Below are 16,558 nucleotides of genomic sequence, written 5' to 3'. Positions count from 1 at the left end.
GAAAAGAGGTTGGGCGAAATTGTTTCGCTTCGGTTAACCCGCCAGCTCCGCCCGCGTCCTTCCTCCGAAGGGCGCATTGATGGCACTGTGTTGCCGTGGACCACAAGCCCCCGGCCGCCGTCATCGAGTCGGCCCATCGCGAACATGCCCTGCCGTTTGAGGACACGAGGGACTTCGAGAACGCCGATCGCGGCTTCATCGCGGCCCTGTCCCCGTGCGTCATCAAGGCGGCGGACGGCCGCGTGGTGTGGGACAACGACGCCTACTCCTTCCTCGGGGGTGACGCGCCGACGTCGGTGCACCCGAGCCTGTGGCGCCAGTCGACCCTGGCCGCCAAGCAAGGCCTCTACGAGGTGGTGCCCGGCATCTACCAGGTCCGCGGCCTGGACATCTCGAACGTCACCTTCGTCGAGGGCGACACGGGCGTCATCGTCATCGACCCGCTGATCTCCACCGAGGTCGCCGCGGCGGCGCTGGCGCTGTATCGCACCCACCGCGGCGGGGACCGTCCCGTCGTCGCGGTGATCTACACCCACAGCCACGTCGATCACTTCGGCGGCGTCCTGGGCGTCACCTCGCAGGCCGACGTGGACAGCGGTTCGGTCGCGGTACTGGCGCCGGAGGGCTTCACCGCGCACGCCGTTCAGGAGAACGTCTATGCGGGCCCGGCGATGACGCGCCGCGCGACCTACATGTACGGCTCCATGCTGGAGCGCGGACCGCGGGGCCACGTGGGTTGCGGGCTGGGTCAGGCCGCGTCCACCGGCGAGATCGGCATCATCGTGCCGACCCTCGACATCCGCGAGACCGGCGAGAAGCACACCATCGACGGCGTGGAGATCGAGTTCCAGATGGCGCCCGGCACCGAGGCGCCGGCCGAAATGCATTTCTATTTCCCGCGGTTCCGCGCGCTGTGCATGGCCGAGAACGCCACCCACAACCTGCACAACCTGTTGACCCTGCGTGGCGCGCTGGTGCGTGACCCGCATGCCTGGTCGGGTTACCTCACCGAGGCCATCGACACCTTCGCCGATCGCGCCGACGTGGTGTTCGCCTCCCACCACTGGCCCACCTGGGGCCGGGAGGCCATCGTCGAATTCCTTTCGCTGCAACGCGATCTGTACGCCTACCTGCACGACCAGACGCTGCGGCTGCTCAACCAGGGCCACACCGGCGCCGAGATCGCCGAGGCGTTTCGGATGCCGCCCGCCCTGGAGCGGGCGTGGCACACCCACGGGTACTACGGCTCGGTCAGCCACAATGTCAAGGCCGTCTACCAGCGCTACATGGGCTGGTTCGACGGCAACCCCGGGCGGCTGTGGCCCCATCCGCCGGCGGCGATCGCCCCCCGCTACGTCGACGCGATGGGCGGCATCGACCGCGTCGTCGAGCTCGCCCAGGCGGCGTTCGATGCCGGTGATTTCCGTTGGGCGGCAACGCTGCTCGATCACGCCGTCTTCACCGACAGCGAAAACGCGGCCGCCCGCGCGCTGTACTCCGACACGCTGGAACAACTGGCCTACGGTGCGGAGAACGCCACGTGGCGCAACTTCTTCCTGAGCGGGGCCGCCGAGCTGCGCGACGGCAACTTCGGCACCTCTGTCCAAGTCGCTTCTCCGACAATGCTTTCCCAGCTGACGCCGGAGCAGATCTTCGACAGCCTCGCCATCGCCGTCAACGGCCCGCGCAGCTGGGACCTCGACATCGCCCTCGACATCAGCTTCGCTGACGCGGGTGTCAACTACCGGCTGGCCCTGCGCAACGGCGTGCTCGTGTACCGCCGGGTGGCGGCCGATCCGGCGACGGCGACCGTTACGGTCAAGGCGGCCAGCAAGTTACGGCTGCTTGCCGCGGCGACGGGCGATTTTTCCTCGCCCGGGCTGGACGTCTCCGGTGATCAGGCGGCGCTGCAGGCCTTCCTCGGTGCGCTCGACCAACCCGACCCGGCCTTCAACATCGTCACGCCCTAGTTCCTACCGCGAGCAGACGCAAAAACCCCCGAAAAAGGGTGGAATTGGGGGCGTTTGCGTCTGCTCGCGCTATGGCGCGGCCACGTCGATGACTACCTTGCCGAGCACCTTGCGCTCGGCCACATGCCGCAGCGCGGCCGCGGTTTCGGACAGGGGGAATCGCGCCCCGATGTAGGGCCGGATCGTGCCGGCGGCGAACATCTCCGCCAGCTCCCGCATGTCGCGCGCCGCGTCGTCGGGCCGGTCGCTCATGAAGGTGCGGATCTCCATGCCGCGCACGGTGATCCCCTTGAGCAGGACCAGGTTCAGCGGGATGGCCGGGATGGTGCCCGAGGCGTAGCCGAGGGTGATGAAGGTGCCGCCGCGAGCCAGGCCACGCAGCGCGGGCTCCGCATACGGTCCGCCCACGGGGTCGAGGACCACGCGGGCGGCGTCGCCGGTGAGCTCGCGGATGCGCGTCTTGAGGTCTTCCCGGTCGTAGTCGACGATGGCCTCGGCGCCGCGCTGCCGGCACAGCTCGAGCTTTTCGGGGCTGGACGCCGCGGCCAGCACCCGCGCCCCCATGGCCACCGCCAGGTCGACGGCCGCCAGCCCCACGCCCCCGGCGGCGCCCAGTACGACCACCCAATCACCCTGCGCCACTTCGGCAATCGAGCGCAGCGCGTGATAGGCGGTGCGGTAGGTGACGCCGAACGCCGCGGCCGACGCGAAGTCGGCGCCGTCGGGGATCAGCGCGGCCGATGCCGAGTCGAGCAGCGCCTGCTCGGCGAACGCACCCGTCGGGGTGGTCGCGCAGACCCGCTGACCCGGGCGAAACGGGCTGCCGTCGCCGACCGCCAGCACCTCACCGGCCAGCTCGCTGCCCGGGACGAACGGCACCGGAATCTTGACCTGATATTTGCCGGCGATCAACAGCACGTCGGGGAAGTTGACCGCCGCGGCGTGCACCCGAACCACCAGCTGGCCGGGACCGGGAACGGGATCGGGGACGTCGTCGATGACCAAATCCTCCGGTGTGCCATAGGAACGGCACACGGCGGCGCGCATCACTCGATCCCCAAGCCGCGCAAGCAGAACTGGACGACGTGTGCGATGTCCTCGCGACCCGGCCGGTCGGCCGAACCCACGTATCGCCGCATGGTCGCCGCCGTGCAACAGAACACCGCCTCAACGTCGCGGTCGACGTCGGCGCTGCCCAGCTCGGTGACGGGGTCGACCAGCAGGTCCCGCAGGGGGCCCATCATTTCCTGGTCGACGGCACGCCAGTTGGCGGGTGACATCTGGCCCGCGGCCGCGCGGCTCTTGCGGATCAGCTGCGGGTCGGCGACCTGTGCCAGCGTGCCCTCGATCCAGCGCGCGATCTGGTCCTGCGGCTTGGATTCCTTGGCCATCTGGTGCTGCAGGTAGGACACAACGATCGCCACACCGCGTTCCATGACCGCCAGGATGAGGTCGTCCTTGCCGGCGAAATACCGGTAGAACGCCTTGTTCGACGAGCCGGCCTCGGCGACGATGTCGCTCACCCGCGGCTCCTCGGGCGCTACGCGTTCCATCACGCGCACCGCCGCGGCCAGGATGCGTTCGACCTCCTCGGTCGCCTCGCGCTGCCGGTCGTCCAGGGCGCGCTCGACCGCCGCGGTGACCCGGCTAGAAGTCAACGAGCTCACCGTATTTGGCGCGGGCCGCCTCGCGCCGGACGTCCAGCATCTCGCTCGGCCAGTCGCCCTCTTCGGCCTCGTAGCCCTTGAGCAGCATCCGCGCCAGGTTGACCTTGTGCGCCTCGGTCGGCCCGTCGGCCAGCCCGAGCGCGATCCCGCCGAGCAGCACGTTGACCAGCGGTAGCTGGTCCGTCAGGCCGATGGCGCCGTGAACCTGAATCGCCCGCAGAGCAATCGATTTCAGCACCTGCGACGCCAGGATCTTGCAGGCGGCGATCTCGGCGCGGGCGGCACGCTCGTCGCCGTTGTCGATCAGCCACGCGGCGTGCAGCACTGTGAGCCGGAACGGGATGAGCTCCGTATAGGAATCGGCGACGAACTCCTGCACCAGCTGCTTGTCGGCCAGCGAGCTGCCCTGGGTGAAGCGGCTTTTCGCGCGCCGCGACATCATGTCGACGGCGCGCTGCGCCATCCCGATCGAGCGCATCGCGTGGTGCAGCCGCCCGCCGGCCAGCCGGGTCTGCAGGATCAGGAAGCCCTGACCGGGTTCGCCGAGCAAAGCGTCGGAACCCACCCGCACGCCGTCGTAGCGGACCAGGGAATGTCCGGGCTCGTGCGGGTCGGCGCCGACGAGGTGGTGGTTGGCCTCCACGTCCAGGCCCGGGGTGCCGGCCGGGATCAGGAACGTGGAGGCGCCCTGGTGGACGGGCACGTCGGGGTCGGTGATCGCGACGACGATGAAGAACGAGGCGACGGACGCGTTGGAGGAGAAGTACTTTCGGCCGGTGATGATCCAGTCGTCGCCGTCGCGGACCGCTCGGGTGGTGAAGACCCGCGGGTCCGCGCCGCCCTGCGGCTCGGTCATCGAGAAGCAGGAAAAGATCTCCCCGGACAGCAGCCCGGCCAGGTAGCGGTCCTTTTGGTCCTGCGTTCCGAAGCGGGCGATGATCTCCGCGTTGCCCGTGTCGGGCGCCTGCGTCCCGAACACGATCGGCGCCCACGGGCTGCGGCCGAGGATCTCGTTGATCAGCGTGAGCTTGACCGCGCCGAACCCCTGCCCCCCGAGTTCGGGCCCCAAGTGCGGTGCCCACAGGCCATTGTCGCGAACCTGCTGCTTGAGCGGATCGACGATGCGGCGCCGCTCGTCGTTGAGCGGCAGGAATTCGCAGCCGGGGAACAGCACCTCGAGGGGTTCCACCTCCTCGCGCACGAACTCGCGGATCCAGTCCAGCTTCTTTTCGAACTCCGGTTCGGTGGAAAAGTCCCAAGACATTCGAATGCTCCTACTCGCTTTTAAGGGATTCCGCCGTCGGCCCGCAGGATCGAACCGGTGGTGAAACTGGAGGCGTCTGACGCCAGAAACAATGCAGCGCCGACGATTTCGCGCGGATCACCCGCGCGCTGCAACGCCAGGTGCCGGAACGGCTTGCCCTCGGCCGCCTCGAGGTTCCACGCCTTGCTGACGTCCGTCAGGAACGGCCCCGCCATCAGGGTGTTGACCCGCACGTCCGGCCCGAACGCCTTCGCCAGCGCTTCGGTCATGGCGTTGAGCCCCGCCTTGGCCGAGGCGTAGGGAACGATGTCCGGGGCCGGCCGCAACGATCCGGCCGTGCTCACGTTGATGATGGACCCGCGCCCCGCCGCGACCATCCGCTCGCCCACCAAGGCCGATAACCGGAAGGGGCCCTTGAGGTTCAGGTTGAGCACCGCGTCGAAGAGCTTCTCGGTGACGTCGGTCAGCTTGTCGTACAGCGGCGACATGCCCGCGTTGTTGATCAACACGTCGACCTTCCCGAACCGCTCGTAGGTGGCCTCCACCAGGCCGTCGAGCTGGTCCCAGCGCCCCACGTGCACCTGATAGGGCATGGCGGAGCGGCCGGTCTCGGCCTCGATCTCCTTGGCGGTGGACACGCAGTTGTCCATGTTGCGGCTGGCGATCACCACGTCCGCGCCGCAGTTGGCGACGGCGAACGCCATCTCGCGTCCCAGTCCGCGGCTGCCGCCGGTGATGAGCACCACGCGATCGGTGAGGTCGAAAAGCTGCTCCGTGTAACCCATTTCAGCGCGCCCCGGCGAGCTCGGCCGCGGTGGCGATGAGCCGGGGGATCATCGCGCCGAAGGTTTCCTGGATGTTCGGGTCGACTTTTCCGGTCTTGACCCCCGCCGCGTAGGTCTTCTCCAGCACGATGCCGAGCTTCCAGTTGGCCAGCACCAGGTAATAGTCGATGTTCTCGGTGGACAGCCCACTGATCTTCTCGTAGTGCTCGAGCAATTCGCTGCGCCGCGGCATGCCGCGCATGTCCAGGTAGAACCCGTCGCTGCTGGGCTCCTCGCCGTCGTAGCCCAACAGTGCCCACGCCAGATCGAGCAGCGGATCGCCGACCGTCGTCATCTCCCAGTCCACGATCGCGGCCAAGCGCGCCGGCGCCCCGTGCGCGAACATCACATTGGCGAACTGGTAGTCGCCGTGCATGATGCCAGGCTTGTAGTGGGAGGGCCGGTTGTCGCGCAGCCAGTCGGCGGCCTCGTGCAGGCCGGGCAGCTCGCGCACCTTGTAGGCGTCGAGGAACTTCAGCCAGCGATCGACCTGCCGTTCGTGGAATCCGTCCGGGCGACCGAAGCCCTCGAGTCCTTGCGCGCGCCAGTCCACCCTTCCCAGTTTGGCGGCGCCCTCGACCAACTCGAACGCCAACCCGCGCCGGGCGTCCAGGTCGGTGTCGAACGGCGCCTGCCACCCGCCGTCCATCGGGCTCCACCCGTCGATCGCCTGCATCACGTAGAACGGCATGCCGAGCACGGTGCCGGTGTCGTCCGCTGCGATCAGCGCCGCGTGTGGCACGTCGGTGCCCGACAGCGCGCGGACCAACCGGATCTCGCGGAGCAAGCCGTCGATGCGGGCCGCGTCGGCGCGGACGCCCGGCATCCGCAGCACCATGCGCTCGCCGCCGCGCTCGATCAGGTACAGGGTGTTCTGGGAGCCGCCCTTGAGCTGCTCCAGCACCGGTTGCTCGCCGGCGCCCGGCGCGCCGCTCGCATCCAGCCAACGGGCAAGGGCTTTCGGCTCCAGTTGGGTCTCGCTGACACTGGCCATAGGCTGCACACCCCACTCTCCGTGCGGAGAATAGCATTCTCCGCGAGGTGCGGGAAACCCTCGGCGCCGGTATCAGGGTTTGTGCGCGCTCAGCAGGAAGCCCGCCGCCAGGAAGTGGCCTTCGGTGTCGAATTCGACGTCGGGCAACGGATCGCCGGACGGCGCGAGCGCTCCGGCGTTGCCGTAGAGCTTGGCGGGGCGGATGTCGTCGACGTGCCAGAACTGCGCGACGGCGTCGCGCAACTCGATCTCCGTGAATCCGCGCGGGCCGGGCCGGTCGCCGCTCTGAGGGCCCAGGGCACCCGCGGCGAAGGCCAGGATGTACAGCGCCGCCCCGGGCGCGGCGGCCCGAAAGATCGATCGCAGGTAGTCCTGGCGGCTCTCCGGCGGCAGCGCGTGGAACAGTCCGCTGTCCAGGATCGTGGCGAAGCGACCGTCGTAGCCCCCGAAGCTGGTGACGTCGGCCTGCGCGAAAGTCGCTGTGGTCAGGCCTTGTTCGGCGGCCGCGGCGGCGGCGGCCTCGACCGCGGTAGCGCTGGCGTCCAGGCCGACGACGGTGTAGCCGCGCGCGGCGAGGGCGAGCGACAGGGCAGCGTGGCCGCAGCCGGAATCCAGGACGTCGCTGCGGATCTTGTCTTCGTCGATCAGCGCCGCCAGCTCGGGCTGTGGCCGGCCGATGCTCCACGGCGGCGGCGTTTCCTGCCGGTATGCGGCGTCCCAATCCATCTGCGGCTGGGTCATCTCTCCTCCTCGAGATCGGTGTCGCGGGGCGCGATGAGAAACTGGGCGCTGCCCACCATCCGACGACGGGAACAAACATGCAAGTGCTGTTGGTCCGGCATGCGTTACCGCTGCGCAGCGAACACGGCGAGGGCTCCGACCCGGACCTGTCCGAGCAGGGGTGGGCACAGGTCGAGCGCCTGCCCGACGCGCTCGCCCGGTTCCCCATCGCGCGGGTGGTGAGCAGCCCCCAGCGGCGCGCCGTCCAGACCGCCGAACCCGTTGCGGCCGCCCGCCGGCTGCCCGTCGAGATCGACGACCGATTCGCCGAATACGACCGCGACCTTCCGGTCTACATCCCCGTCGAGCAGATCAAGGCGGAACGACCGGAGGAATGGGCCCGCCTGGCCGAGGGGCATCTGCCCAGCGCGGTCGACGAGGACGCGTTTCGCGCCCGCGTCCGCGCCGGGGTCGACGACCTCGTCGCCGCAGCCGACCCCGAGGACACGGTCGCGGTGTTCAGCCACGGCGGGGTGATCAACGTCCTGCTGCACGAGATCCTGGGCACGACGCGATTGTTGTCCTTCCCCGTCGACTACGCGTCGGTGACCCGGCTGCTGTTCTCGCGGACGGGTCAGGCGACGGTGGCGGGGGTCAACACCGTCGAACACGTGTGGGACCTGCTTCCTAGAAATCAGCGGTGGTGAAGGTGCCCGACATCAGCGATGGTAAACAAGTTCGAGTGAATTCAGTTGACCGACTCGACGGGCTCGACCTGGCCTCGCTCGACCGGTACCTGCGTTCGCTCGGGATCGGCCGCGACGGCGAGCTGAGGGGCGAATTCATCTCCGGCGGCCGCTCGAATCTGACGTTCCGGGTGTACGACGACGCGACCAACTGGCTGGTGCGGCGCCCGCCGCTGCACGGCCTGACACCCTCGGCCCACGACATGGCCCGCGAATACAAGGTCGTCGCCGCGCTGCAGGACACGCCCGTTCCGGTGGCACGCACGATCGCGCTGTGCGAGGACGATTCGGTGCTGGGCGCGCCGTTTCAGATCGTCGAATTCGTTGCCGGTCAGGTGGTGCGGCGGCGCGCTCAGCTCGAAGCGTTCAGTCACACCGTCATCGACGCCTGCGTCGACTCACTGATCCGGGTCCTCGTCGATTTGCACAGCGTCGACCCGAACGCCGTGGGACTGGCCGACTTTGGCAAGCCCAGCGGTTACCTGGAGCGTCAGGTGCGGCGCTGGGGTTCGCAGTGGGAGCTGGTGCGGCTGCAAGACGACCACCGCGACGCCGATGTGGAACGCCTGCATTCGGGCCTGAGCCAATCCATTCCGCAGCAGAGCCGGACCTCGATCGTGCACGGCGACTACCGGATCGACAACACCATCCTCGACGCCGACGACCCGACAAAGGTCCGCGCGGTCGTGGACTGGGAGCTCTCGACCCTCGGGGATCCGCTGTCCGATGCCGCGCTGATGTGCGTCTACCGCGACCCGGCGCTCGACCTGATCGTCAACGCGCAGGCCGCGTGGACATCGCCGCTGTTGCCGACGGCCGACGAGCTGGCCGACCGCTACTCGCTGGTGTCCGGACTGCCGCTGGCGCATTGGGAGTTCTACATGGCGCTGGCCTATTTCAAGCTCGCGATCATCGCCGCCGGCATCGACTTCCGCCGGCGCATGTCGGACCTGGCGAGTGGGAAGGAATCCGAGCACACGCCCGAGGTGGTCGCGCCGCTGATCTCCCGCGGCCTCGCGGAGCTCGCCAAGCTGCCCGGCTAGTCAGTGTGTACTGACGGCTTTTGACTGTGTATTGAGGGCGGGATTTCGGCGATTTTCCCGCCCAGCGTTCACACGAAAACGCACACGATTCACACCCGCGCGCCCTCAGGGTGTCGAGTGCGCCGCCGCGTGATGCTTCTTCGCCGCGCGGCGCAGCTGAAGGATGCGGGCGGTGCCGGCCGCCACCGTGATCAGGCCGCCCACCACCGCCGACAGCAGGATGGCCACGCCCAGCGGCAGGCTCCAGCGCCAGCCCAGGAACGCAAACGCCGCTGAATCCGTGTTCTGAGCGATGAAGATCAGCAACACGATCAGGATCAGGAAACCGGCGATCAGGGACGTCCACAGGGCGCCGGCGCGGGTGAACCCGACGGCCGGTTCCTTGGCCGTCGCGCCGTGTTGTGGATCCGGCGGCGGCGGGGGAGGCGGGGGAGGCGTGGCAGGGATTTGGCCGCTCATACTGTCATCTTTGTCCCATCCTGCGCAGATTGAAACAAATCCACCCAAAACCACCCGTGCGACCCCTCGGCGCGGCAGCGCTTCTGCCGTTAGTGTCGGCGGTATGAGGACGCGGGCGGCGGCGCTGCTGGCCGCGATATGCCTGGTCGCGGCGTGCAGCAACTCCGATCCGTTGGGGGCGCAGACGCGCAGCCCCAAATCCATCGTGGTCGGTTCCGGCGACTTTCCCGAATCGGAGATCGTCGCCGAGATCTACGCGGAAGCGTTGCAGGCCAACGGGTTCGAGATCGGTCGGCGGATGGGCATCGGTAGCAGGGAGACCTACGTGCCTGCGCTGAAGGATCATTCCATCGACTTGGTGCCCGAATACATCGGCAACCTGCTGCTGTACTTCGCGCCCGACTCCACCGCGACCATGCTCGACGACGTCGAGCTGGAGCTGTACAAGAAGCTGCCCGGTGACCTCTCGGTCCTCACGCCGTCGCCGGCTTCGGACACCGACACGGTCACGGTCACTGGCGGCACGGCCGGCGACTGGAACCTCAAGACCATCGGCGACCTGGCGGCGCACTCGCCCGACGTGCGGTTCGGGGCGCCCTCGGCGTTCGAGACGCGCCCGTCCGGCCTGCCGGGTCTGCGCCAGAAGTACGGACTCAACATCGCCCCCGGCAACTTCGTCGCGATCAACGACGGCGGCGGCGCGGTCACCGTGCGCGCGTTGGTGGAGGGCAAGGTGACGGCCGCCAACATCTTCAGCACCTCACCGGCGATGCTGCAGAATCATCTGGTGGCGCTCGAGGACCCGCAGCACAACTTCCTGGCCGGCAACATTGTGCCGCTGGTGAATTCGCAGAAGAAATCGGACCACCTCAAGGACGTGCTGGACGCGGTCTCGGCGAAACTGACCACCGCCGGCCTGGCCGGCCTCAACGCCGCGGTATCGGGAAATTCCGGCATCGATCCCGACCAGGCTGCGCGAAACTGGGTGCGCGACAACGGCTTCAACCACCCGATCGGCCAACCGCGTTGATCGTATTCGACAATGTCAGCAAGGTATTCGCCGACGGGACGACCGCCGTCGACCGGCTGAGCCTGGTAGTCCCCAACGGCGAATTGACGGTGTTCGTAGGGTCTTCGGGCAGCGGCAAGACCACGGCGTTGCGGATGATCAACCGGATGATCGAGCCAACCTCCGGCAAAATAACCGTCAACGGGTCGGACGTGTCGACCGTCAACCCGGTGCGGCTGCGCCTCGGGATCGGCTACGTCATCCAGCACGCCGGCCTGATGCCCCATCAACGCGTGATCGACAACGTGGCAACCGTTCCGGTGCTCAAGGGCCGGTCCCGCCGGGACGCCCGCAAGGCCGCCTACGGGGTGCTCGAGCGCGTCGGGTTGGACGCCAAGATCGCCTCCCGCTACCCGGCGCAGCTCTCGGGCGGCGAACAACAACGTGTCGGGGTGGCGCGCGCGCTCGCCGCGGACCCGCCGATCCTGTTGATGGACGAGCCGTTCTCCGCCGTCGACCCGGTGGTGCGCCATGAGCTGCAGAACGAAATATTGCGTCTGCAAAGCGAATTGCACAAGACCACCGTGTTCGTCACACACGACATCGACGAGGCGCTGCGCCTCGGCGAACGGATAGCGGTGTTCTCCGACGGCGTGCTGCAGCAGTACGACGAACCCGCGCACCTGCTGTCGCGCCCGGCCAACGAATTCGTCGCCAGGTTCATCGGTCTCGGCCGTGGCTACCGATGGTTGCAGCTGATGGGCGCGGACGGGTTGCCGTTGCACGACATCGAGCGGATCGCCGAGGGCAGCCTCCCCGAGGCCGGCCTGCCGGACGCCTGGGCGGTGGTGGTCGACGCGGCCGGCGCCCCGGTGGGCTGGATCGACGCCGAAGGCCTGCGGAAGCTCCGCGCGGGCGCGTCGCTGACCGACAGCATGGGCGGCGTCGGGTCGGTGTTCCGCCCCGACGGCAACCTCAGCCACGCGCTCGACGCGGCGCTGTCGTCGCCGTCGGGTCTGGGTGTGGCCGTCGACGACGGCGGCAAGGTCATCGGCGGCGTGCTGGCCGCCGACGTGCTGGCCGCGGTGGAAGCCCGGCGAAGGGCCTAGCCGTGCACTACCTGCTCACCCACCTCGACGACGCCTGGGCCCTGACCGTCGTCCATCTGCGGCTGTCGTTGGTGCCGGTCGTGATCGGGTTGGCGATCGCGGTGCCGCTGGGCGTGCTGGTGCAGCGCGCGCCGATCGCCCGGCGCCTGACGACGGCGACCGCCAGCGTCGTGTTCACCGTCCCGTCGCTGGCGTTGTTCGTGGTGTTGCCGACGATCATCGGAACCCGGATCCTCGACGAGGCCAACGTCATGGTGGCGCTGACGGCCTACACCGCCGCGCTGTTGGTGCGGGCGGTGCTCGAGGCGCTGGACGCGGTGCCCGCCCAGATAAGCGACGCCGCCACCGCCGTCGGCTATCCGGCGATCAAGCGGATGCTGAGAGTCGAACTGCCGCTGTCCATTCCGGTGCTCGTCGCCGGGCTGCGCGTGGTGGTGGTGACGAACATCGCGATGGTCTCGGTGGGTTCGGTGATCGGCATCGGCGGGCTGGGCACCTGGTTCACCGAGGGTTATCAGACCGACAAGAGCGATCAGATCGTCGCCGGCATCATCGCGCTGTTCGTGCTGGCGATCGTCATCGACGCGCTCATCGTCGTGGCGGGCCGACTCGCCACGCCGTGGGAACGGGCCGGGCGCACCCCGCGCCGCCGGTCGGTGGTGGCACCGGTCGTGGGCGGGGCGCGATGAGCTTCGTGCAGCAGGCCCTCTCCTACCTCCTGACCGCGGACAACTGGACCGGTCCCGTCGGGCTGGCGGCGCGGATCCTGGAGCATCTGGAATACACCGCGATCGCGGTGGGCGCGTCGGCGCTGATCGCCGTCCCGATCGGGCTGATCATCGGGCACACCGGGCGCGGCACGCTGCTGGTGGTCGGCGCCGTCAACGGGCTGCGCGCCCTGCCGACGCTGGGGGTGCTGCTGCTGGGCGTGCTGCTGTTCGGCCTGGGTTTGGGGCCGCCCCTGGTCGCGCTGATGTTGCTGGGCGTCCCGTCGCTGCTGGCCGGCACCTATGCGGGCGTCGCCAACGTCGAGCCCACGGTCGTCGATGCCGCCCGCGCCATGGGCATGACCGAGGCGCAGGTGCTGCTGCGCGCGGAGATCCCCAACGCGCTGCCGCTGATCCTGGGCGGGCTGCGCAGCGCGACCCTGCAGGTGGTCGCCACCGCAACCGTCGCCGCCTACGCCAGCCTCGGCGGCCTGGGCCGATACCTGATCGACGGGATCAAGGAACGGCAGTTCCAGCTCGCGCTGGTCGGCGCGCTGATGGTGGCCGCGTTGGCGCTGATCCTCGACGGGCTGTTGGCGCTCGCTGTGTGGGCGTCGGCGCCCGGTACCGGCCGGTTACGTGGGCGCGTGCGTCGGCGCGACCGCGTGACGCCCACCGCACTTCCGGACAAACCTGCCGCGGTCGGTGGACAAGTTTTACGGTAGAAGCGTGAACCCAGCCCCCTCTGACCCCCGGCGCGTGTGGCAGGCGATGTTGACCTGGCGCGCGCAGGACATCTCGCGCATGGAATCGGTACGAATCCAGCTGTCCAACAAGCGGATGAGGGCTAATGGGCGCATCGTGGCCGCCGCCACCCCGACCAATCCGGCGTTCGGCGCCTACTACGACCTGCAGACCGACGAGACCGGCGCCACCAAGCGGCTCGGCCTGACCGTGACGCTGGCCGAGCGCGAGCGCGTGCTCTCCATCGCCCGCGACGAGGAAAACATGTGGCTGATCACCGACCACCAGGGCGAGCGGCGCGCCGGATACAACGGCGCGCTGGATGTCGACGTGGTGTTCAGCCCGTTCTTCAATGCGCTGCCGATCCGGCGCCTCGCGCTGCACGAACGGGCGGACATGGTGACGCTGCCGATGGTCTACGTGAACGTGCCCGACATGTCCGTCACCGCGGCGACCGTGAGCTACACCAGCGAGGGCCGTCTCGACGGAATCAAGCTGCGCTCGCCGGTCGCCGACACCACCGTGAGCGTCGACGAGGACGGCTTCATTGTGGACTATCCAAGCTTGGCAGAGCGGATCTGATCACCCCGCCCGCCCGGCCGGCGGCGGCCAGTTCCTCGCGCCACTTCTCCTCGCCGATGACGACCGTGAAGATGTCGGAGCGCGGGAAGCTGTCGTACCGGGTCCGCGCGGCGTGGCCCGCGTCGATGAGGTCGGCCAGCGAGTTGTGGCTGGCCAGCGACTCGCGCGCGCGCCGCAGCAACTCGATGACCTGATCGACGGCCGGGAGCAGCTGCTCCGAGTTGCCCTCGCACATCGCCCGGACCAGGTCGGGGGCGGTGCCGGCCACCCGAGTGCCGTCCCGGAACGACCCGGCCGCCAGGGCAAACGCCAGCGGGACCTCGCCGGCGGTCACCGCCAGCGCCTCGGCGAGCAGGTGGGGCAGGTGCGAGATGGCGGCCGCCGCCGCGTCGTGCTCGTCCGATTTGGCCGGGACCACCAGGGCGCCGCAGTCCAGCGCCAGCGTCATCACCATCGACCACACGACCGGGTCGACGTGGTCGTCCACGCTGATCACCCACGGGGCCCTGGTGAACAGCCCGGCGTAGCCGGCGGCCCAGCCCGAGTCGGCGGTGCCCGTCATCGGGTGACCGCCGACAAAGCGTTCCAGCAGGCCCGCCGAGGCGACCTCGTTGACGACCGCGCTCTTGACGCTGGTGACGTCGGTCAGCGGGCAGTGTGGGGCCAGTTCGCTGACGTGGGCGAGCATGCCGGCAAACGCCGGCATCGGCACGGCCAGGACGATCAGCGCGTCGGCGTCGGCGGCCCGGGTCAGGGTCTTGGTGATGTCGGTGCTGGCGTCGAAGCCATCGGCGGTGGCCGCCTGCGCGCCCTCGACCGATCGGTTGTAGCCGAATACGTCGCGGCCGGCCGCGGTGGCGGCCCGCATGATCGAGCCGCCGATCAGTCCCAGCCCGAGCACGCAGACGGGAGTCTTGGATACGGGGTGGGCCACCGTCTTAGGTTTGCACACTTTTGCCGGGCGGCGGTGTTCCATCTGGTCAGGTGGCCTGGTCAGCGACTAGCGTAGGCGCCCATGGGAGCACAGCGGGCGCCAGCGCAAGGCCCGTCCGCGGACACACCGGACGGTTTCGGCGTCGCGGTCGTGCGAGAAGAGGGCAATTGGCGCTGTTACCCCATGGGCGCCAAGGCGCTGACGAGCCTGCAGATCGCCGAGACGGAGCTCCGTGAGCTGCGCAGCTCGGGCGCCGTGTTCGGGCTCCTCGACGTCGACGACGAGTTCTTCGTCATCGTGCGCCCGGGCCCGTCGGGGACCCGGCTGCTGCTCTCGGACGCCACCGCCGCGCTGGACTACGACATCGCCGCCGAAGTGCTCGACAACCTCGACGCCGACATCGATCCCGAGGACCTCGAGGACGCGGACCCCTTCGAGGAGGGCGACCTGGGGTTGCTGTCCGACGTCGGGCTGCCCGATGCGGTGCTGGGCGTCATCCTCGACGAGACCGACCTGTACGCCGACGAGCAATTGGGCCGCATCGCCCGCGAGATGGGCTTCGCCGACCAGCTGTCGGCGGTGATCGACCGCCTCGGTCGGTGATACCCGACGACGAAGACCTGATCCGTGCCGCGCTGGAGGTCGCCGCGACGGCGGGCCCGCGCGACGTGCCGATCGGTGCGGTGGTCGTCGGCGCCGACGGGACGGAGCTCGCCCGGGCGGTGAACGCCCGTGAGGCCCTTGGGGATCCGACCGCGCACGCGGAAATCGTGGCGATGCGGGCGGCAGCGAGCGCGCTCGGCGACGGTTGGCGGCTGGTGGGGGCCACGCTGGCGGTGACGGTCGAGCCGTGCACCATGTGCGCGGGCGCGCTGGTGCTGGCCCGCGTCGCGCGGCTGGTGTTCGGAGCGTGGGAGCCCAAGACGGGAGCCGTCGGGTCGCTATGGGACGTGGTCCGCGACCGTCGGCTCAACCATCGCCCCGAGGTGCGTGGCGGCGTGCTGGCGCGGGAGTGCGCCGAGCCGCTGGAGGCCTTCTTCGCCCGCCAGCGATTGGGGTGAGTGGGGTCCGGTTCGGTAAGCTGCCTGGCGGTGGCGTGTCCGAGCGGCCTAAGGAGCACGCCTCGAAAGCGTGTGACGGCTAAAACCGTCCGAGGGTTCAAATCCCTCCGCCACCGCCAAGTAATGAAAAAACCGCAGGTAACGCGCCTGCTTCACGCCCCGGCGCTGCTGAGTGGGCGACGTTTGGGCACAAGATGGGCAAAGTTCAAATCAACAAATTTCATAGCTTCGTGGCGCGGCATTCGGCTGCGAAGGCTCGTTTCTGCTGGTCGAAGGGCGTCGAGGAGCCCCTGCCGATGACGGCCAGACCCAGCGTCATGTTCGTCTGCGTGCACAACGCGGGCCGCTCTCAAATGGCCGCAGCGGTGCTCACACACCTTGCCGGTGATCGCATCGAAGTTCGCTCCACCGGAACCGAACCCGCCTCCGTGATCAGCCCGGCCGCCGTCGCAGCGATGGCAGAAATCGGTATCGACATCACCGCCGCAGCCCCCAAACTCCTCACCCCCGGCGCCGTGCGGGCCAGCGACATCGTGATCACTATGGGCTGCGGCGACATCAGCCCCTACTTCCCCGGAGTCACCTATCGCGACTGGAAACTCGAGGACCCGGAAGGCCAACCGCCCGACATCGTTCGTGCGATCCGCGATGACATCGTCAAGCACGTCCACGCACTCATCGCCGAACTCCTTCCCACCACCAGCACCCCGTAATCACCGCTTGGC

18 protein-coding genes, 1 tRNA gene and 1 pseudogene are annotated in these 16,558 nt (G+C 68.9%); 12 read left to right on the top strand and 8 right to left on the bottom strand.

Annotated elements, in window-relative coordinates; translation table 11 throughout:
• Nucleotides 1-95 precede the first annotated feature (95 nt).
• Nucleotides 96-1,970: an alkyl/aryl-sulfatase gene (locus AC5Y7V_RS00570; RefSeq protein ID WP_499878120.1), complete on the top strand. Its 1,875-nt coding sequence runs from the start codon at nucleotides 96-98 to the stop codon at nucleotides 1,968-1,970.
• Nucleotides 1,971-2,039: 69 nt separating this feature from the next.
• Here AC5Y7V_RS00570 and AC5Y7V_RS00565 read toward each other — a convergent pair whose 3' ends face one another.
• The 6 genes from AC5Y7V_RS00565 to AC5Y7V_RS00540 form a co-directional block, all read right to left on the bottom strand.
• A complete protein-coding gene (locus AC5Y7V_RS00565) occupies nucleotides 2,040-3,017 on the bottom strand; it encodes an NADPH:quinone oxidoreductase family protein (protein WP_499878119.1) in 978 nt (325 codons plus the stop codon).
• Entirely contained in the window at nucleotides 3,017-3,637 is a 621-nt protein-coding gene (locus AC5Y7V_RS00560) for a TetR/AcrR family transcriptional regulator (protein WP_499878118.1), read from the bottom strand. The genes AC5Y7V_RS00565 and AC5Y7V_RS00560 overlap by 1 nt, the downstream gene beginning before the upstream one ends.
• Entirely contained in the window at nucleotides 3,618-4,901 is a 1,284-nt protein-coding gene (locus AC5Y7V_RS00555) for an acyl-CoA dehydrogenase family protein (protein WP_499878117.1), read from the bottom strand. Before AC5Y7V_RS00555 ends, AC5Y7V_RS00560 begins: the two co-directional genes overlap by 20 nt.
• A gap of 20 nt (nucleotides 4,902-4,921) precedes the next feature.
• The gene (locus AC5Y7V_RS00550; RefSeq protein WP_499878116.1) at nucleotides 4,922-5,686 is read right to left on the bottom strand and encodes an SDR family NAD(P)-dependent oxidoreductase; all 765 of its coding nucleotides are present in this window, start codon (nucleotides 5,684-5,686) and stop codon (nucleotides 4,922-4,924) included.
• 1 nt (nucleotide 5,687) lies between these two features.
• Entirely contained in the window at nucleotides 5,688-6,719 is a 1,032-nt protein-coding gene (locus AC5Y7V_RS00545; protein ID WP_499878115.1) for a phosphotransferase family protein, read from the bottom strand.
• Between the two features lie 72 nt (nucleotides 6,720-6,791).
• The gene (locus tag AC5Y7V_RS00540) at nucleotides 6,792-7,460 is read right to left on the bottom strand and encodes a class I SAM-dependent methyltransferase (RefSeq protein WP_499878114.1); all 669 of its coding nucleotides are present in this window, start codon (nucleotides 7,458-7,460) and stop codon (nucleotides 6,792-6,794) included.
• A 77-nt stretch (nucleotides 7,461-7,537) separates the two neighbouring features.
• On the opposite strand from AC5Y7V_RS00540, the gene AC5Y7V_RS00535 reads away from it, so the two are divergent.
• On the top strand, nucleotides 7,538-8,146 hold the full coding sequence (locus tag AC5Y7V_RS00535; protein ID WP_499878113.1) for a histidine phosphatase family protein: 609 nt from the start codon (nucleotides 7,538-7,540) through the stop codon (nucleotides 8,144-8,146).
• A gap of 35 nt (nucleotides 8,147-8,181) precedes the next feature.
• Entirely contained in the window at nucleotides 8,182-9,228 is a 1,047-nt protein-coding gene (locus tag AC5Y7V_RS00530; protein ID WP_499878112.1) for a phosphotransferase family protein, read from the top strand.
• 105 nt (nucleotides 9,229-9,333) lie between these two features.
• Here AC5Y7V_RS00530 and AC5Y7V_RS00525 read toward each other — a convergent pair whose 3' ends face one another.
• Nucleotides 9,334-9,687: a LapA family protein gene (locus tag AC5Y7V_RS00525; RefSeq protein ID WP_499878111.1), complete on the bottom strand. Its 354-nt coding sequence runs from the start codon at nucleotides 9,685-9,687 to the stop codon at nucleotides 9,334-9,336.
• 103 nt (nucleotides 9,688-9,790) lie between these two features.
• Between AC5Y7V_RS00525 and AC5Y7V_RS00520 the strand changes: the two genes are divergently transcribed.
• Genes AC5Y7V_RS00520 through AC5Y7V_RS00500 form a run of 5 tightly spaced genes read left to right on the top strand, consistent with a single transcriptional unit; the run spans nucleotide 9,791 to nucleotide 13,838 of the window.
• The gene (locus AC5Y7V_RS00520) at nucleotides 9,791-10,717 is read left to right on the top strand and encodes an ABC transporter substrate-binding protein (RefSeq protein ID WP_499878110.1); all 927 of its coding nucleotides are present in this window, start codon (nucleotides 9,791-9,793) and stop codon (nucleotides 10,715-10,717) included.
• Nucleotides 10,714-11,805, top strand: coding sequence for an ABC transporter ATP-binding protein (locus tag AC5Y7V_RS00515; RefSeq protein WP_499878109.1), 1,092 nt, complete (start codon nucleotides 10,714-10,716; stop codon nucleotides 11,803-11,805). Before AC5Y7V_RS00520 ends, AC5Y7V_RS00515 begins: the two co-directional genes overlap by 4 nt.
• A gap of 2 nt (nucleotides 11,806-11,807) precedes the next feature.
• A complete protein-coding gene (locus tag AC5Y7V_RS00510; protein ID WP_499878108.1) occupies nucleotides 11,808-12,494 on the top strand; it encodes an ABC transporter permease in 687 nt (228 codons plus the stop codon).
• Nucleotides 12,491-13,237, top strand: a complete 747-nt coding sequence (locus AC5Y7V_RS00505; protein ID WP_499878107.1) for an ABC transporter permease — start codon at nucleotides 12,491-12,493, stop codon at nucleotides 13,235-13,237. The genes AC5Y7V_RS00510 and AC5Y7V_RS00505 overlap by 4 nt, the downstream gene beginning before the upstream one ends.
• A 4-nt stretch (nucleotides 13,238-13,241) precedes the next feature.
• Nucleotides 13,242-13,838, top strand: a complete 597-nt coding sequence (locus tag AC5Y7V_RS00500; protein WP_499878106.1) for a putative glycolipid-binding domain-containing protein — start codon at nucleotides 13,242-13,244, stop codon at nucleotides 13,836-13,838.
• Here the strand turns inward: AC5Y7V_RS00500 and AC5Y7V_RS00495 are convergent.
• Nucleotides 13,801-14,739 (bottom strand): prephenate dehydrogenase, encoded by a 939-nt coding sequence (locus tag AC5Y7V_RS00495; RefSeq protein WP_499878881.1) that lies wholly within the window; start codon nucleotides 14,737-14,739, stop codon nucleotides 13,801-13,803. The two genes, AC5Y7V_RS00500 and AC5Y7V_RS00495, sit on opposite strands and share 38 nt — an antisense overlap.
• A 114-nt stretch (nucleotides 14,740-14,853) precedes the next feature.
• On the opposite strand from AC5Y7V_RS00495, the gene AC5Y7V_RS00490 reads away from it, so the two are divergent.
• The 4 genes and pseudogenes from AC5Y7V_RS00490 to AC5Y7V_RS00475 form a co-directional block, all read left to right on the top strand.
• The gene (locus AC5Y7V_RS00490) at nucleotides 14,854-15,375 is read left to right on the top strand and encodes a tRNA adenosine deaminase-associated protein (protein ID WP_499878105.1); all 522 of its coding nucleotides are present in this window, start codon (nucleotides 14,854-14,856) and stop codon (nucleotides 15,373-15,375) included.
• On the top strand, nucleotides 15,375-15,833 hold the full coding sequence (locus AC5Y7V_RS00485) for a nucleoside deaminase (RefSeq protein WP_499878880.1): 459 nt from the start codon (nucleotides 15,375-15,377) through the stop codon (nucleotides 15,831-15,833). Before AC5Y7V_RS00490 ends, AC5Y7V_RS00485 begins: the two co-directional genes overlap by 1 nt.
• Before the next feature lie 29 nt (nucleotides 15,834-15,862).
• Nucleotides 15,863-15,952: transfer RNA gene (locus AC5Y7V_RS00480), tRNA-Ser, on the top strand.
• A gap of 186 nt (nucleotides 15,953-16,138) precedes the next feature.
• Nucleotides 16,139-16,546 (top strand): annotated as a pseudogene (locus AC5Y7V_RS00475) (arsenate reductase ArsC); the annotation flags it as partial.
• Between the last annotated feature and the right edge of the window lie 12 nt (nucleotides 16,547-16,558).

It is taken from the genome of Mycobacterium sp. NGS34, assembly GCF_059812845.1.
Note: the sequence above shows the minus strand (reverse complement) of the source record. Positions and strands in the feature narration are given on the sequence as shown.

What these genes read in the sequence shown, in the direction of transcription:
- AC5Y7V_RS00565 (WP_499878119.1), bottom strand. Translation starts at nt 3,017, where the DNA reads ATGCGCGCCGCCGTGTGCCGTTCCTATGGCACACCGGAGGATTTGGTC.
- AC5Y7V_RS00555 (WP_499878117.1), bottom strand. Translation starts at nt 4,901, where the DNA reads ATGTCTTGGGACTTTTCCACCGAACCGGAGTTCGAAAAGAAGCTGGAC.
- AC5Y7V_RS00550 (WP_499878116.1), bottom strand. Translation starts at nt 5,686, where the DNA reads ATGGGTTACACGGAGCAGCTTTTCGACCTCACCGATCGCGTGGTGCTC.
- AC5Y7V_RS00545 (WP_499878115.1), bottom strand. Translation starts at nt 6,719, where the DNA reads ATGGCCAGTGTCAGCGAGACCCAACTGGAGCCGAAAGCCCTTGCCCGT.
- AC5Y7V_RS00540 (WP_499878114.1), bottom strand. Translation starts at nt 7,460, where the DNA reads ATGACCCAGCCGCAGATGGATTGGGACGCCGCATACCGGCAGGAAACG.
- AC5Y7V_RS00535 (WP_499878113.1), top strand. Translation starts at nt 7,538, where the DNA reads ATGCAAGTGCTGTTGGTCCGGCATGCGTTACCGCTGCGCAGCGAACAC.
- AC5Y7V_RS00525 (WP_499878111.1), bottom strand. Translation starts at nt 9,687, where the DNA reads ATGAGCGGCCAAATCCCTGCCACGCCTCCCCCGCCTCCCCCGCCGCCG.
- AC5Y7V_RS00520 (WP_499878110.1), top strand. Translation starts at nt 9,791, where the DNA reads ATGAGGACGCGGGCGGCGGCGCTGCTGGCCGCGATATGCCTGGTCGCG.
- AC5Y7V_RS00505 (WP_499878107.1), top strand. Translation starts at nt 12,491, where the DNA reads ATGAGCTTCGTGCAGCAGGCCCTCTCCTACCTCCTGACCGCGGACAAC.
- AC5Y7V_RS00490 (WP_499878105.1), top strand. Translation starts at nt 14,854, where the DNA reads ATGGGAGCACAGCGGGCGCCAGCGCAAGGCCCGTCCGCGGACACACCG.